Raw genomic sequence first — 15,965 nt, 5'->3', positions numbered from 1 at the left:
AAGAAGATGAAAATATCAAAATTGAATATTCCTACCCTTCTGTTTTGGGCGACAGTGGGGATAATCGGACTCACAGCCTGCAAGGAGGAAGAAACTATCTATGAGCAAACCCGGCTTTTCAGACCGGTGCTCAATGAGGAGCTGACCTCCGAAGCGAACACGATCATCGTGAACATGGGCAGTCTCAAAGAGGCAGTTTCTTATACTGTTGAGGTCAGTCGTGACACATTTAACACAGTTGATTACTTGATCGAAACTGACACGAGCTACGTCGTGGTGGACAAAGCCCTCGTAGGAGAAGACCTCTTCTGGAACACCCTGTATCAGGTGCGTGCCACTGCCCGTGCCACCGATCCGGTGTACGACAGCAAGGTGGCTGATCTGGGAAATGTACGTACGCAGCGCTTTCCCAGTATCATCAACGAGCCGTCCAGCTATGACGTGATCGACATCGCGGCGCGGGTATCTTGGGTCAAAGCAGGCGCGGCCGTTACCGGCACCAAGGTATTTGCCGGAGATGATCTCAAGCTGACCACGCCGCTGCTTCCAGAGCAGCCGGTCACTGCTGAGGAAGAAATAGAAGGTGCGTCGATTGTCAACGGACTGGAGCCTGAGACTGCCTATCAGATTGCGATCTATAGTGGTGAGGTGTTGAGAGGCTGGGTACCTTATACCACGCTGACAGCTGATGTCGACCCAACCGCTCCAGGAGTGATCGATGTGAGAGACAATACAAGTCCTTCTGCCGTAGCAGATGCGGTGGCCGGAGCACCGGATGGCGCGCTTGTTTTAGTAAAAAGAGGCATGACCTATGATTTGCCTTCTGATGCGCTCGACAAGTCAATTACGATCCAGGCCGCTTACGGTTTCGGTGAGCAAAAGGCAAAACTGTACACAGAAGGTAACTGGAACATTGCCGAAGGCGCTCAGATCGACCACATCCGCTTTGTGGATTTGGAGATCAGAGGGGCCGATTATACCGGAGACTACGTGTTCAATCCGAACACGAGCGGAGTTCGGGTGGGTGAGTTATCCTTCGAAAACTGCGAAATCGGAACCTTCCGGGGTATCCTCAGAATCCGAGGCACGGTGGAGATCGACCAATACATTATCCGAAATTCCCTCGTGGACAGCATCGGCGGATATGGCTTGCTGACTACAGATACCGACCCGAAACCAGCGGCTCCTACAGCCAGAGTGAATCGCATTTTGTTCGAAAACTCAACCTTCAACAAAACTCAAGGAGCGATCACTTCCCGTAACAACACTACTTCGATCACCATCGAGTCCTGCACCTTTGGCAACTATGTCAATAGCAGCAACTTTCTCTTCCGCTACCGTGGAGGTGACGGCAACAATAATGTAGCAGAAGGGATCAAGATCCGTAACAGCATCTTTGGTCACGGATGGGATGAGGCAGGCGCTGATGCATTTGCTATAAAAGGAATGGAAGGACTTGGCTCGACTGTGTTTGACATTGTCAACGTATTCAGTACTTCAGATTTTTCCTTTGCTTCAGGTGAGATTCCAGGATTCCCGGTGGGGAATTATACCAAAGGACAAAATGACCTCTGGGTCAATCCGGCGGTGAATAATTTCAACTTCAAAGACAGCGGATTTGCCGGTAAGTACGACACCGGAGATCCTAGATGGAGAGTAAAACTTTAATTTATAGCATTGGTTTATTGATGATAAAGGGTGGGGCAATTGCCTCACCTTTTTCTTGATGGCCTTTTTTAAATTTCATGAAAAATATAGGTTTGTCAATGGTCCTCCTGCTCGGTTTGCTTTCTTGCTCCGAGGGAGATGCAGTTCGAGTGCCCGACAAGGCGATCGACGAAGAAATTGTAATCCCACCCTACACCGGGCCTGTGTATGCATTTCCCGGAGCAGAAGGCTTCGGACGTGAGGCGACCGGTGGCCGCGGGGGTAAAGTAATCTATGTCACCAGCCTGGAAGACGACGGCAGCTCGGGTACACTCCGTCATGCGCTCAGTCAGTCCGGCAGGCGGACGGTAGTCTTTGCCGTAGGCGGAAATATCCGGCTCAAGTCCAAGCTAAACATCACCCAAGGTGACCTGACCATCGCAGGCCAAAGCGCCCCCGGCGGTGGGATTACCATCCGGGATTTTCCCGTGGTGATCAGCGCGAGCAATGTGATCATCCGCTACCTGCGGTTTCGAATGGGTGATATCGGAGCGCAGCAGGCCGATGCTTTGGAAGCCAGATTTCAGAAAAACATCATCGTAGATCACTGCTCGTTGAGCTGGTCTACTGACGAAACGGCGACGTTTTATGCGAATGAAAACTTTACCCTTCAGTGGAGTATCATTTCTGAAAGCTTGAAAGCCTCGGTCCACGAAAAAGGCTCGCATGGCTACGGAGGAATCTGGGGCGGAAAGAATGCTTCTTTTCACCACAACCTATTGGCTCATCATGACAGCCGAAATCCACGACTAGGCGAAGAGGCAGGCAAAGCTTTTGCACTCACCGACAAAGTGGACATGCGAAATAACGTGATCTACAACTGGGCCGGAAACAGCACCTACGGCGGCGAAGCGATGAATGTCAATATCGTCAACAATTACTATAAGCCGGGGCCAGCGACTCCGGGCGGAAGCAAAAGAAATCGGATCATTTCCATTGACAAAAACAAAGTGGCCGGTACCGAGGTGTTTGGGATTTGGGGCAAGTTCTACATCGATGGCAATGCCGTCGAAGGCAATCCGCAAGTCCTCGCAGACAACTGGACTCATGGCGTTTTGAATCAGTTTCATACCAGTTACGGCACAATACCGCCGTCTGAACTGACGGCTTTGCGTCAGACCACAGCCCATTCCATCGACCAAAATGTGACTACACATTCGGCTGCCGAAGCCTTGGATTTGGTGCTGGCACATGCTGGTCACTCACTCGTTCGGGATGCGGTCGACCTGCGTATCTTAGCCAATGTCAAGTCGAATACCTACGATTTCGAAGGCTCCCTCGGCAGTACCAAGGGTATCATCGACTCTCAAGCCGATGTCGGAGGTTGGCCGGACTTGGCGGCTGGCACGCCTCTTTTGGATTCGGATCAGGATGGAATCCCGGATGCCTGGGAGACCGCCAACGAACTTGATCCAAAGAACGCCAGCGACGGTGCGAACCTAAAACCGGGAACTCCTTATACTTACCTAGAAGTGTATCTTAACGGTCTGATCTCTGGGTTTCCATTAAAATAACAATCCTTAATAAATCCGAAATGCTATGAAATTCGAACATTTTGCTCTCAATGTCCCCAACCCCAAAGCTATGTCCCACTGGTATGAGGAGCACCTTGGACTGAGTGTCCGCAAAAAGATGGCGGATGCGCCGCACATGACTTTCCTGGCCGACGACAGCGGCACGGTGATGCTGGAACTCTATTCCAATCCAAAAGGAGAAACGCTGGACTTCGCTAAACTTCACCCGCTGGCGGTTCATCTGGCCTTGGTTTCGGAAGATCCTGTGGCGGACAAAGCTCGACTTTGTGCTGCCGGAGCGGTCGAGATCAGCGATGATTTCCTGCCCGACGGCTCGCACTTGGTGATGCTGCGAGATCCTTGGGGCCTGTGTTTGCAGCTGTGCAAAAGGGCCAATCCCATGTTGGATCCGATGTAGTTGTCAACTGTCGACGGACGACAATTTCGATGCGGTCTAAACGGTTCTTTTGGGGCATCCGCGAGGTAGAGTCCTCCATCGTTCTAGTTTTAAATTAACTGCGAAATGACCTTTCGACTTCGCCTAAGTTGACACCGCGTTGTCAGGTCGAGCGGAGTCGAGACCATGCTTAGACGACAAATTATACTTAACACTATTAAAAAAACTGCATATATGGAATTCTGCCAGTAAGCGAATTTCCTTGGTCAATGTGGCTGGAGGAACGATGCTTCGGCTACGTTCAGCACAGGCGTCCGATGTTGCGTCTCGGTATCGTTGAGAGCTCCTAATACTAGTTTAAGGTGAGCTACTGACAAAATAGCGTATATCCAAATAAAAAATCAGAATAGTCAACCATGAAACTTTTCCCAACCCTTTTACTCTTCTTTCAATTTGCCTTCCTGTGCGGAGCCTTTGCCCAAGATCAGATTCCGCAAAAATTGGCTTTTCCCGGAGCAGAGGGATTTGGGAAATACACGACCGGAGGCAGGGGTGGGAAAGTATTCGTGGTGACGAGTCTGGCAGATGACGGACCGGGAACTCTCAGGAAAGCCATTCAGAAAAAGGAGCCCAGGATCATCGTGTTTGCGGTTTCCGGAACTATTGACTTGGAGTCTTCGCTGGACATCAACTATGGTGATTTGACCATCGCCGGGCAATCTGCGCCGGGCGGAGGGATTACTTTGAAGAATTTTCCCCTCAAAATAAAAGCAAATAATGTCATCATCCGCTACATCCGAAGTCGGATGGGAGACCTGCATCAGGTGCAGGACGATGCGATCAGCGCGATTCGCACCAAGGACGTGATCATAGACCACTGCTCGCTCAGCTGGGCGACAGACGAATGCGGTTCCTTCTACGACAATGAGAATTTCACCCTACAAAACAGCATCCTTTCGGAAAGCCTCAACCGCTCAGTTCACGAGAAAGGCGAACACGGTTATGGTGGAATCTGGGGCGGGATGAAAGCCTCCTTTCTCTACAATCTTCTCTCAGATCACAACAGCCGAAATCCAAGATTTAATGGAGCCAGATACCACAAAATGCCCAAAAAAGAGCTGGGCGATTTTCGCAATAATGTAATCTACAACTGGTCAGGAAATAGCTCCTACGCCGGTGAAGAGGGTAATTACAACATGGTGAACAACTACTATAAACCCGGTCCAGCCACTCCGGAAAAGCACGTTTGGATCCTGGAACCCTATGCACCTTATGGCCGATTCTTTATCAGCGGCAATGTCGTGGAAGGCTTTTCGGAAATGTCTCAAAACAATTCGTTGGGTGTCGTCCATACCAAGGAAGGCTGGAGTTTGCTGGATGAGGAATTGGAAAATGCCGCTGCCAAGACGTTCTCCGCTGACGAGGCGCTGGAGTTTGTTTTGGAAAATGCCGGTGCAAGGCTGTCTCGTGATGCAGTGGATTTGCGGGTAATTGACGAGATCAAAAGCGGCAAAGAAACCTTTGGCCAAAGTGGTATCATCGATACTCAAGAGCAAGTGGGAGGTTGGCCAATATTGGATCAGAAAGAAGCTCCTATAGACTCTGATCAAGACGGCATGCCCGACGACTGGGAAAAAGGCAGGGAGCTCAATCCGCAATCGGCTTTGGATGCCGCTCAGTTTGACTTGGACAGCAACTACACCAACGTCGAGATCTATCTCAATGGCTTGATCGCGGGAAATTAAAAATAGAATTGTGGAATTGACCCGAGGCAAGTATCTTGGGTTGCGTAGCCCAACCCGCCATGTCTGATCTTCTGATTCCATTTTCCGAGCTCAAAAAAAGCCTTCAAAAGGGGCTGGAAAGCGTTGGTTTTTCCGAATCAAAAGCCTCACAATGCGCTGAACTTTTTGCTACGACAGATCTGGATGGCGTCCGTTCGCACGGGATCGAGCGCTTCGATCGGCTTCTTCAATACATCCGAGCAGGAGTTGTTTTACCTGACAAAAGCCCCGTTTTGCTTTCGAAAGCCGGTTTTTTCGAGCGATGGGATGGGCAACTCGGCCCCGGCAATCTCAATGCCCAACAGTCGATGAACCGGGCGATGGAACTTGCCTCCGAAAACGGAATCGGCTGCGTTGCTTTGGCCAATACCAATCACTGGATGCGCGGCGGAAGCTACGGATGGCAGGCGGTAGAGCAGGGAAAGATCGGGATTTGCTTTACCAACACGATGCCCAATATGCCCGCCTGGGATGCCAAGGAGCCGAGACTGGGCAACAATCCGCTGGTCATCGGCATTCCCCGAGAAGGGGGGCATCTGGTTCTCGACATGGCAATGTCACAATTTGCCTATGGCAAGCTGAGCCGTCTGGCAGAGGCAGGAGAGCAAGCCGCTTTTCCCGCAGGGCTTGATGAAAAAGGAAACCTGACCCATGATCCGAAGATCGTCATGCAAAAGCAGTCCGCGCTGCCGGTTGGGCTATGGAAAGGTGCCGGTTTGTCGCTGATGATTGATTTGTTGGCGGCTTTGCTTTCCGGAGGAAACAGTACCAAGGATATCGGAAAGGCAAGCTTGGAAACCGGGCTTTCGCAGGTTTTTATCGCTTTGGATCCGAAGGTGCTGGGCCTGGAGGCTTGGTTTGAGGAAAAGGCGGAGGCGATTGTCGAGGATTATCTGGGGGCTGAAGCTTTTGCGGGCAAGTCCGTTTTTTACCCCGGTCAGCAAACCATGAAGACCAGACAGCGAAATCTGGAGCATGGCATTCCTGTCGCGAAGAAAACTTGGGAGAAACTACTAAACGAATTGAAATGAGCAATAGAAAATCAAGCATGAGAGAAAACCTCACTTACTGGGAGGATTGTCAATCATGCGAGATTCCATGTGGCCGTTAAAAAACAAATTGTAAACACATGAAAGGAATAGGAATCGTAGGCACGGGTGCCATCGCCATCAAGCACGCACAGGCAATCGCCGAGCTGGAAGGCGGGCGTTTGATCGGACTTTTTAACCCCAACCCCAAAAGCGCCGAAGCTGCGCGGGAGAAGTTTTCTGCACCCGTTTTTTCGGACATCGCGGACTTTCTCGCAGTGGAGGGCTTGGACATCGTCTGCATCTGCACACCGAGCGGCATGCACCTGGAGCCGGGTTTGGCTGCCATCGAGGCTGACAAACACCTGATGGTGGAGAAGCCGATCGAGATCAACCCTTCCCGCGCGGATCAATTGATCGATGCTGCGGATAAAAAAGGTGTCAAACTCGCGGTGATCTTCCAAAACCGCTTTTCCCCAGATTATATAAAACTGAAGGAGGCTGTCGATGCGGGTGTTTTTGGACGGCTGATCATGGGCAATGCCTACGTGAATTGGTTTAGAAACGATGCCTATTACTCGAGTAGTGTCTGGAAAGGAACCCTCAAAGCAGACGGAGGCGGAGCCTTGATCAACCAGGGTATTCATACCATCGACCTGCTGCTCAACCTGATGGGCGATGTGAAAAATGTCTATGGCCAGGTGCAGACCACGCTTTATCCCATCGAGGGAGAAGACTTGGGAGCTGCGCTGGTGAACTTTAAAAATGGCGCTTTGGGAAACATCACCTCAGCGACGGCGCTTTACCCCGGCTACCCGGAGCGGATCGAGATCTTTGGCACAGAAGGAAGTGCGATCCTCGAAGGCGGGAAGCTAACGGCTTGGAATGTGAAAGGTCAGCCTCCCTTGGAACCGAATACTGAAGCGGCCGGCGGCAGCGGCTCATCCGATCCAAATGCCATCGGGATTCAACTTCACTTGGATCAATGGAAATTGTTTTTGGAAACTATGGATACCGATCAGGCTGTGGTGGTGGACGGAAGGACGGCCCGAAAGTCCGTGGAGCTGATCTGCGCGATCTACGAATCCTCCAAGCTCGGCAAGGTCCTAAGCCTCTGAGATGGACCGGGTCGAGACGCATCCCTTTGAGCCATTTTGTCCGGCAGGATCCGAGACGCTGATCCTGGGGAGTTTTCCCTGTTTCAACGGCCTGGACTATGGGCCTTGGTTTTATTGCGGAAGTGGCAAGAATGAGTTTTGGAGGCTTTTGTCCGACACATTCGGCATGTCGGTGGATACCTTGGAGCAGAAGAGGGAGCTTTGCCTGCAAAATGGACTGGCACTTTCTGACGTGGCTTACCGGATCATCCGAACGAAGGACAACTGCAGCGATGCCAATCTGAAGATCGTCGAGCACAACAAAAACGGGATCCTGAAATGTCTCACACCGAAGATTTTTAGGGTACTTTTCACCAGCAGATTTGTCGAAAAAGAATTTAACAAGATATTTCCCGATTTTAGACTCCCCACCGCAGTTTTGCTTTCACCCTCTCCGGCCGCAAATACCTACATCGCGGGTTTGGCTGATTACAAGATGAAGCAAGCAAGTGGAGAAATCCGATCAATCTATGAATATCGTCTGTCAGACTATCGCGCGAAATTTGGTTCCGAAACCCACCCAATTAATCCATCGCGAGAGGCGATGGGACAGGAGAAAAGTTTGACTTGAGCGATTTTAAATCGATTCCGTAATTTCTCCGCGCCTTAAAAATTGAAAGAGTGATATTGTTACCCCAAGTCTGCAAAACGAAACCCATGAATAAATACCTGCTCCTCTTCTCTTTGATTTTGACCTCCTGCCTGCTCAACTCCTGTTCGGATCAGCTCGGTGTCAAAGTCATCAAACTCGGCCACGCACAGGTCGTAAACCATCCGGTGCATGAGGCGATGCTCTATATGGGCAAGAAAATCGAAGAAAAATCCGGTGGCAAAATTAAAGTCTCGGTCTATCCCAACCAACAACTCGGTTCGGAAAGAGAGCTTGTCGAACTCCTTCAAATCGGAAGTTTGGGTATGACCAAAGTATCCGCTGCGGCGCTGGAAGGCTTTGCTCCTACGATGCAAGTGTATGGGATGCCTTACCTTTTCCGAGACGACAAACACCAAAAGGACGTGTTGACCGGGCCGATTGGAAAGCAACTTTTGCTGGACGGGGAGGAGTTTTGGCTTCGTGGATTGTGCTACTATGACGCTGGAAAAAGAAGCTTTTACACCAAAGACAAGCCGGTCAACACACCGGAAGATCTGAAAGGGCTTAAAGTCAGAGTGATGGAAAGCCCGACTGCATCTAACATGGTCAAGGCTATGGGCAGTTCGCCGACTCCAGTTTCCTATGGAGAATTATACACCGCACTTCAGCAGGGCATCGTGGATGCTGCGGAAAACAACGCGCCAAGTCTCTATACCTCCAAGCATTACGAAGTCTGCAAATATTACAGCTTGGACGAACATACCGCGATCCCGGATGTCGTCATCATCAGCACCAAAGTGTGGAACTCACTTTCTCCAGAGGAGCAGGAGTGGGTGCAGTCGGCTGCCGACGAATCTGCTGAATACGAATACGAATTGTGGGCAGAGTCAACAGCTGAGTCGATGCGTGAGCTGGAAGCAGCTGGCGTGACCATCGTTCGGCCTGACAAAGAGCCTTTCCGCAAGGCAGTGGAGGGAGTTTACGAGCAGTTGAAAGTAGCCCAGCCGGAGATTTACGAGATTGTAAAAGCTATCCGAGAAGTCCAATAAACCAGTAACCCAAAAGATATAGTCTGATGTTTTCGATTAAAACTAAGTCCAACCTAGACCTTCTGATCGGCCATATGCTAGTCGTGTTGATGGCCTTGATGGTGCTGAATGTCACCTGGCAGGTGACTTCCCGATATGTTTTTCAAAGTCCGAGTTCCTTCACTGACGAGCTGTCGCGCTACATGCTGATCTGGGTCGGGATGCTGGGGACGGCCTATGTTGCCGGAAAAAATGAACACCTGGCCATCGATATTCTACTGACCAAGCTCAAAGGTAAAGCCCAGCTGAAACTGATGATCTTGATTCATGTTTGCATCTTGGTTTTCGCAGTTACCGCTATGATGATCGGCGGATCTAATTTAGTGTACATCACTTTCATCCTGGGACAAAAGTCCGCGACCTTGCAGATACCCTTAGCCTACATCTACGGCATGGTCCCATTTAGTGGAATCTTGGTAGCCTACTACCAGGTCTATTCTATTGTTCAATTATCCCAAACCCTCAAAACCGCTGAATAATGGAAGTGTTAAGTGTATTAATTCTAGTTATTTCATTTTTGTTTTTTCTGGGGATTGGGGTTCCGGTGGCTTGGAGTTTGGGCTTGTCGAGCATGCTGACCTTGATGGTGACGGTGGCGACGATGCCGGCGATCACGACGGTGGCGCAACGGATGGCTACCGGTTTGGACAGCTTTTCGCTCTTGGCCATACCGTTCTTTATCGTGGCGGGAGAATTGATGAATCGCGGAGGAATAGCCAACCGACTGATTGAGTTTGCCAAAGCCTTGACAGGTCGCCTTCCTGGCGGGCTGCTTCATGTGAATATTATTGCAGCCATGCTAATGGGCGCGATTGCCGGTTCCGCAGTAGCTGCGGCATCGTCCATGGGTGGTATCTTGGGAAAAAGAATGGAGAAAGAAGGTTATCCCAAAGCGCTTGGTGCGGCGGTGAATATCACCTCATCCACCACGGGATTGATCATTCCTCCTTCCAATGTTTTGATCGTGTACTCTTTAGCATCGGGAGGGGTATCTGTAGCAGCGCTATTTGTTGCGGGCTATCTTCCCGGACTTTTGGTTGGAGGGTTGTTGATGATTACTTCGGCGATCCTGATCAAGGTGAATAAGCTGCCGGCGGGCGAGCCTTCTTCCATGAGCTTGGTATTAAAAACTTTCTATAATGCCGTTCCCAGCCTGTTTTTACTCGTTGTCGTGATCGGAGGGATCGTCGGAGGTGTATTTACAGCGACCGAAGCTTCTGCGATTGCGGTGGTTTATAGTTTGATCCTGTCACTCATCTACCGGGAAATCGGTTGGAAACAATTGCCGCAAATCCTCCTTAAATCAGGTGAAACCACTGCGGTCGTGATGCTCTTGATCGCGACCTCGATGGCGATGTCTTGGGTGATGTCCAGTGAGAATATTCCTCAGAATATCTCTGCGGCCCTACTCTCCCTGAGTGACAACATAATCGTCATCCTGATCCTGATCAACTTGCTCTTGCTCTTTGTCGGGATCTTCATGGACATGACTCCGGCTGTTTTGATCTTTACTCCGATCTTTTTGCCTGTAGTCACAGCATTGGGTGTCGATCCGGTACACTTCGGAATCATGATGGTGCTCAACCTTTGCATTGGACTTTGTACACCCCCTGTAGGATCGGTGCTTTTCATCGGTGTCGGAATCGCCAAGATCTCGATTCAGCAGGTGATCAAACCGCTCTTGCCGTTGTTCTTTGCCATGATTGTCGGCTTAGTGCTGATCATGCTGTTTCCAGAGATTTCACTTTGGCTACCGAGGATGTTTGGATTGTAAAAAAGACGCTAGAATTTTCACCCTCCAAGGGCTTAAAGTCCCTTGGAGGGTTTTTATTTTATTCTCGGCTCGTGCATCCTAAAACTATCGAGCATGCCTACGGCATTTTTGAAACCCTCTCAACTTTTGGGTTCCAGCCATTATGGTTCGAGTCCGCTCACCAACCCTGGCTATTCAATGATTCATGCATACGGCATTTAGCGAGGACAGATAGCGGTTAGTCATTCAATTTTTCCTCTTTTGTAAATAGAGATTTTTAAAACTCAGGTATGAGGATTTGAAACTTAACTCTGAAAGCCACACTTCCTGTTTTTCCTGCATTTCCAGAAGCTGACCAAGCCGATAACGAGAAATCCGAGCGGGAGGCCTCGGATTTCATAATTATAGGGGCGTCGATTATGCTACCCTCGTAGTTCCAGTGCTCAGTCTGATACTCCGATTGGAGTCTCGGAGTAAAGAATATGTTGCATTTGCCAGACTAAGGCTTTCAAAACCCTCAAAGGTCTGCGACCTGCCAACTGAGACTGCTCACTGAATAGGTTCCCGAGCTTGTCGAGGGACTACTTCCTCTCCACTTCCCGCAGGTTCTCCAGCTTCTTGTTTCTCAGGAATCCGTTGATGTCTTCGAAGTGCTCTTTGACGCGTTTGTTTCCAAATTCAAAAACTTTGGTTGCCAGCCCGTCCAAGAAGTCCCGGTCGTGGGAAACCAAGACGATGGTGCCATCAAATGCCTTGAGCGCGTCCTTGATGATGTCCTTGGTCTTCATGTCCAAGTGGTTGGTCGGTTCATCGAGAATCAGCAAGTTCACCGGCTCGAGCAGAAGTTTGATCATCGCCAGTCTGGTTTTTTCCCCTCCGGATAGCACCTTGACCTTTTTGTTGATGTCATCGCCTTTGAACATAAAGGCGCCGAGGATATCCTTGATCTTGGTGCGGACTTCGCCCACGGCGATGTTGTCGATGGTTTCAAAGATGGTCAGCGTCTCGTCCAGAAGCGAAGCTTGGTTCTGCGCAAAGTAGCCGATCATGGCATTGTGACCGAGTTCGCACTTGCCTTGGAAGTCGATCTCGCCCATGATCGCTTTGATCATCGTGGACTTTCCTTCCCCATTTTTTCCGACGAAAGCGACTTTTTGTCCTTGCTCGATCGTCATGGAAGCGTCCCGGAACACGACATGGTCGCCGTAGCTTTTGCTCATCTCTTCCACAATGACCGGATATTTTCCTGATCGGGGAGAGGGAGGAAAGCGAAGCTTCAACGCTGAGCTATCCACCTCATCCACCTCGATGATTTCCATCTTCTCCAGCATCTTCACACGGGATTGTACCTGAAGCGTCTTGGAATAAGTGCCCTTGAAGCGATCGATGAATTCCTGGATGTCAGCCATGGCTCGCTTCTGCTCCTCGTGCTGCTTTTGTTGCTGCTCGCGTCGCTCTTTGCGCAGCTCCAGATAGTGGCTGTATTTGGCTTTGTAGTCGTAGATTCGACCCATGGTCACCTCGATGGTGCGAGTCGTGATGTTGTCTACAAAGGCCCGGTCGTGAGAGATGACCACGACAGCTTTGGCTTTGTTGATCAAAAAATCCTCCAACCACTGGATGGACTCGATGTCGAGGTGATTGGTCGGTTCATCGAGGAGGATCAGATCCGGCTTTTGCAACAGGATCTTGGCCAGCTCGATACGCATTCTCCAGCCTCCGGAAAACTCGGAAGTGTTGCGCAGAAAGTCTTCACGTACGAATCCCAGTCCCAAAAGGACTTTTTCTACCTCTGCTTCGTAGTTGACTTCTTCGATTGCATAAAAAAGTTCGCTCAACTCAGAAACCTGCTCGATCAGCTTGTAATATTCCTCAGATTCGTAGTCGGTACGGACGGTCAATTCTTCGTTGATCCGTTCGATTTCGGTTTTCATATTGAGGTAAGATGCGAAAGCCTTCGACGTTTCCTCCATTACGGTACAGTCATCGGAGGTCAGCAAGTGCTGGGGCAGGTAGGCGACCACATAGCCTTTTGGAGCAGACACAGCGCCCGAGCTCGGCTTGTTTTGCCCGGCAATGATCTTGAGCAGGGTGGACTTTCCTGCTCCGTTTTTACCCATCAGGGCGATCTTGTCGGTTTCGTTGATGTTGAAGGTGATGTTGCTGAAGAGCGGGCTGCCGCCGTGGATCACGGAGACGTTATCGACTGAAATCATGAATCTTGGAATTGAAGCGGCAAAGGTAAGGAATTGGAGTTGTAAGGTGGTAAAGTTTTGAAAGTTGAAACGTGCGAGTAGGCGTCATTGGTAGGGTTCCACACGGCTGAGGGTTCTTTGGCAGGCCAATACCCTGAAGCAATCTTTCCCAAGAGGCATCTTTCCGTTAGCATTTCTCTTTGGAAAGATTGCTTCACTCCTGCGTCGTTCGCAAGGACGAAACCAAATTGTAAAGCGAAGAGACTTCCGAAATTCGGTCGGCGGTGGACCGTTGTCTGTTGACTGCAAAAAGTCTAACTTCGCCCCTATGCTTGTTATTGTCACCGGCGTGTCTGGGACTGGGAAATCCACTCTCGGCGCGCGTATTGCCGAACGGCTTCGGCTTCCTTTTTTTGATGCGGATCAGTTCCACCCCGAGGCAAACGTCGCCAAGATGAGTGCAGGCCATCCCCTGACGGACGAGGACCGGATTCCCTGGCTTCAGGCCATGGCGGATCAGTTGCTCGCTTCGGAGAAAACCAGCGGTGCGGTCCTGACCTGTTCGGCTTTGAAAAACTCCTACCGGGAGATGCTGGCCGTGTCGCCAAGCATCCGCTGGATTCACCTTACGGGCGATCGGGATTTGATCTGGGAGCGGATGTCGGCGCGACAAAATCACTTCATGAAGGCTGGGATGCTCGATTCGCAGATCGCCCTTTGGGAAAAGCCACTGACAGGCTATTTATTGGACATTGCCGGGACGCCCGAGCAGTTGCTCGACGAGTCCCTCAACTACTTAAAATCTCAACCTATAAAATCGAGCAAGACAGAGTGAGAAACTTTCTCTCCTGCTGGATTGACCACATTTAAACAAAAAAAGCAGATGAAAATGAAAATGGGTGTGATCGGAATGGGTGTCATGGGTAAAAGCCTGGCGCTCAATTTGGCCGAAAAAGACGTTTCCGTATCACTTTACAACCGATTTGTAGCAGGCAAGGAAGAGGGAATCGCCCAGAAAGTGGTCGATGAAAATCCTGAATTTTCGAATATGCTGGCCTTCGAGGATCTTCAGAAATTTGTCGATTCACTCGAAAAGCCCCGCCGTATCCTGATGATGATTCCCGCCGGAGTGGCTATTGACGCGCAGCTGGATAGCTTGCTTCCGATTCTGGCAAAGGACGATTTGGTAATCGACGGAGGAAATTCTTTTTACCTCGATTCGAATCGGAGAGTCGCAAGACTTCATGAGTTAGGCATGCACTTCCTTCCGATGGGCGTGTCCGGAGGAGAAGAGGGTGCGCGAAAAGGTCCGTCCATTATGCCAGGTGGGAATGCTGAAGGCTATGCAATGGTGGAGGACTTTTTGGGCAGGATCTCTGCCAAAGACAAAGACGGCAAACCTTGCGTGACCTACGTTGGTCCAGGTGGCTCAGGCCATTTCGTCAAGATGGTGCACAATTCCATCGAATATGGAGAGATGCAGGTTTTGGCCGAGTTGACGCACTTGCTTCGATTTGGTTTCGGTTGTACGCCGGAGCAGGTGTCGGGGATTTTTTCGGATTGGGGAAAAGGAGAATTGAAGTCCTTCTTGCTTGAGATCACTGCCGATTTGCTCCTTTTCAAAGAAAACGGAGAATTGCTTTTGGATAAAATCCTGGATCAGGCCGGTCAAAAAGGCACCGGAGCTTGGTCCTTGACCACGGCTTTGGAATATGGAATTCCCTACAGCCCCTTGGCCGAGTCAGTCAATGCCCGCGGAGTCTCGGGTGAAAAAGCCATGCGTGTAGCTTTCTCCAAAACCTTCCAACATGAGTTCCAACAAGTCGAAGGCAGCTTAGAAGAGTGGCTTCCCAAGATCAAAGCCGCTTATTCTTTGGCTCGAATCATCAACCATGAAGTTGGTTTCCGTCTGATGAAGACCGTGTCCGACACCAAAGATTGGAAGCTCAACTTCAACGAAATCTCCCGAATCTGGACCAATGGCTGCATCATCCGCAGTGGCTTGATGGAAAATATCTCCGCCAATTATTCTGATTCCGTGTCCTTCTTTGAAATGGCCGGAGTAAAGGACCAGGTGGTTTCTGGCAGAAAAGCCTTGGCAGAATTGGTAGGCTTGGGTTTGACCCATGGATTTGCTTTGCCGGTGATGAGCGCAGGGATCAATTATCTCCTGGGAAGAATCACCGCTGAATCTTCTGCATCCGTGATACAGGCGCAGCGAGATTATTTCGGCGCACATACGTACCAGCGGAAAAACGATCCAAGCGGTAAGTTTTATCACACCAACTGGATTTAAGAGTTGCGATTTTCGATTTACGAAGGGCTGGAGCGATCCAGCCTTTTTTGTTTATAATTCCTTTTTTTTCTCGCAGAGCCGGAAAGCCACAAAGTTCAGCCTTTGCTTCTCTGAGCCTTTGCGAGCCCCCATATGGACAAATTGAATAGAATTTACAGTTCCAAGATAGAGCGGGCTGTGAGCGATGTTAGGATTCCTGCTTTGAGGATGATTGTGGAAGAAGGGCTGGGTGGCAAACTTCACATCAGTGTAGAGTTGTAGTTGTCCGCTTTTTGTTTGAATGAAATAATTGGGCTGGGAGCGATCCAGCCTTTTTTTGTTTTCGATTCTTTTTTCTCGCAGAGCCGGAAAGCCGCAAAGTTCAGCCTTTGCGTCTCCTATGTTAGCTTCAGATTAAAAAATCACCTTTCGAGCGATTAATTTTATTGAAAAGTGGTAAGGGATGAGAGCCAAT

13 protein-coding genes are annotated in these 15,965 nt (G+C 50.0%); 12 read left to right on the top strand and 1 reads right to left on the bottom strand.

Annotated features, from left to right (window positions below; genetic code table 11):
- Positions 1–6: 6 nt before the first annotated feature.
- The 10 genes from ABD031_RS09600 to ABD031_RS09555 all read left to right on the top strand — a co-directional run bounded on the left by ABD031_RS09600 (position 7) and on the right by ABD031_RS09555 (position 11,041).
- Entirely contained in the window at positions 7–1,668 is a 1,662-nt protein-coding gene (locus ABD031_RS09600; protein ID WP_343850767.1) for a DUF4957 domain-containing protein, read from the top strand.
- Between the two features lie 77 nt (positions 1,669–1,745).
- Positions 1,746–3,221 carry a pectate lyase family protein gene (locus tag ABD031_RS09595; RefSeq protein ID WP_343850765.1) on the top strand — a complete coding sequence of 492 codons (1,476 nt, stop codon included), beginning with the start codon at positions 1,746–1,748 and terminating at the stop codon, positions 3,219–3,221.
- Between the two features lie 25 nt (positions 3,222–3,246).
- On the top strand, positions 3,247–3,639 hold the full coding sequence (locus ABD031_RS09590; RefSeq protein WP_343850763.1) for a VOC family protein: 393 nt from the start codon (positions 3,247–3,249) through the stop codon (positions 3,637–3,639).
- Between the two features lie 395 nt (positions 3,640–4,034).
- Positions 4,035–5,363, top strand: a complete 1,329-nt coding sequence (locus ABD031_RS09585) for a pectate lyase family protein (RefSeq protein WP_343850761.1) — start codon at positions 4,035–4,037, stop codon at positions 5,361–5,363.
- A gap of 59 nt (positions 5,364–5,422) precedes the next feature.
- Entirely contained in the window at positions 5,423–6,433 is a 1,011-nt protein-coding gene (gene yiaK / locus ABD031_RS09580; protein WP_343850759.1) for a 3-dehydro-L-gulonate 2-dehydrogenase, read from the top strand.
- A 98-nt stretch (positions 6,434–6,531) separates the two neighbouring features.
- Positions 6,532–7,548, top strand: a complete 1,017-nt coding sequence (locus tag ABD031_RS09575) for a Gfo/Idh/MocA family protein (RefSeq protein ID WP_343850757.1) — start codon at positions 6,532–6,534, stop codon at positions 7,546–7,548.
- A 1-nt stretch (position 7,549) separates the two neighbouring features.
- Positions 7,550–8,158 (top strand): uracil-DNA glycosylase family protein, encoded by a 609-nt coding sequence (locus tag ABD031_RS09570; RefSeq protein WP_343850755.1) that lies wholly within the window; start codon positions 7,550–7,552, stop codon positions 8,156–8,158.
- A gap of 86 nt (positions 8,159–8,244) precedes the next feature.
- Positions 8,245–9,228 carry a TRAP transporter substrate-binding protein gene (locus ABD031_RS09565; protein WP_343850753.1) on the top strand — a complete coding sequence of 328 codons (984 nt, stop codon included), beginning with the start codon at positions 8,245–8,247 and terminating at the stop codon, positions 9,226–9,228.
- Positions 9,229–9,254: 26 nt separating this feature from the next.
- Complete coding sequence (locus ABD031_RS09560) at positions 9,255–9,746, top strand: TRAP transporter small permease (RefSeq protein WP_343850751.1); 492 nt, start codon at positions 9,255–9,257, stop codon at positions 9,744–9,746.
- Positions 9,746–11,041: a TRAP transporter large permease gene (locus tag ABD031_RS09555; RefSeq protein WP_343850749.1), complete on the top strand. Its 1,296-nt coding sequence runs from the start codon at positions 9,746–9,748 to the stop codon at positions 11,039–11,041. Before ABD031_RS09560 ends, ABD031_RS09555 begins: the two co-directional genes overlap by 1 nt.
- Before the next feature lie 560 nt (positions 11,042–11,601).
- On the opposite strand, the gene ABD031_RS09550 is transcribed toward ABD031_RS09555, so the two are convergent.
- Positions 11,602–13,236: an ABC-F family ATP-binding cassette domain-containing protein gene (locus tag ABD031_RS09550; RefSeq protein ID WP_343850747.1), complete on the bottom strand. Its 1,635-nt coding sequence runs from the start codon at positions 13,234–13,236 to the stop codon at positions 11,602–11,604.
- Between the two features lie 307 nt (positions 13,237–13,543).
- Here ABD031_RS09550 and ABD031_RS09545 point away from each other — a divergent pair, with 307 nt between their 5' ends.
- Both ABD031_RS09545 and gndA read left to right on the top strand, forming a co-directional pair.
- Positions 13,544–14,050: a gluconokinase gene (locus tag ABD031_RS09545; protein WP_343850745.1), complete on the top strand. Its 507-nt coding sequence runs from the start codon at positions 13,544–13,546 to the stop codon at positions 14,048–14,050.
- 48 nt (positions 14,051–14,098) lie between these two features.
- On the top strand, positions 14,099–15,511 hold the full coding sequence (gene gndA / locus ABD031_RS09540) for an NADP-dependent phosphogluconate dehydrogenase (protein ID WP_343850743.1): 1,413 nt from the start codon (positions 14,099–14,101) through the stop codon (positions 15,509–15,511).
- Positions 15,512–15,965 lie beyond the last annotated feature (454 nt).

The organism is Algoriphagus jejuensis, from assembly GCF_039523455.1.
Classification (GTDB): Bacteria; Bacteroidota; Bacteroidia; order Cytophagales; family Cyclobacteriaceae; genus Algoriphagus; species Algoriphagus jejuensis.
The sequence above is the reverse complement of the archived record's forward strand: the minus strand, read 5'-3'. Positions and strand labels throughout refer to the sequence as shown.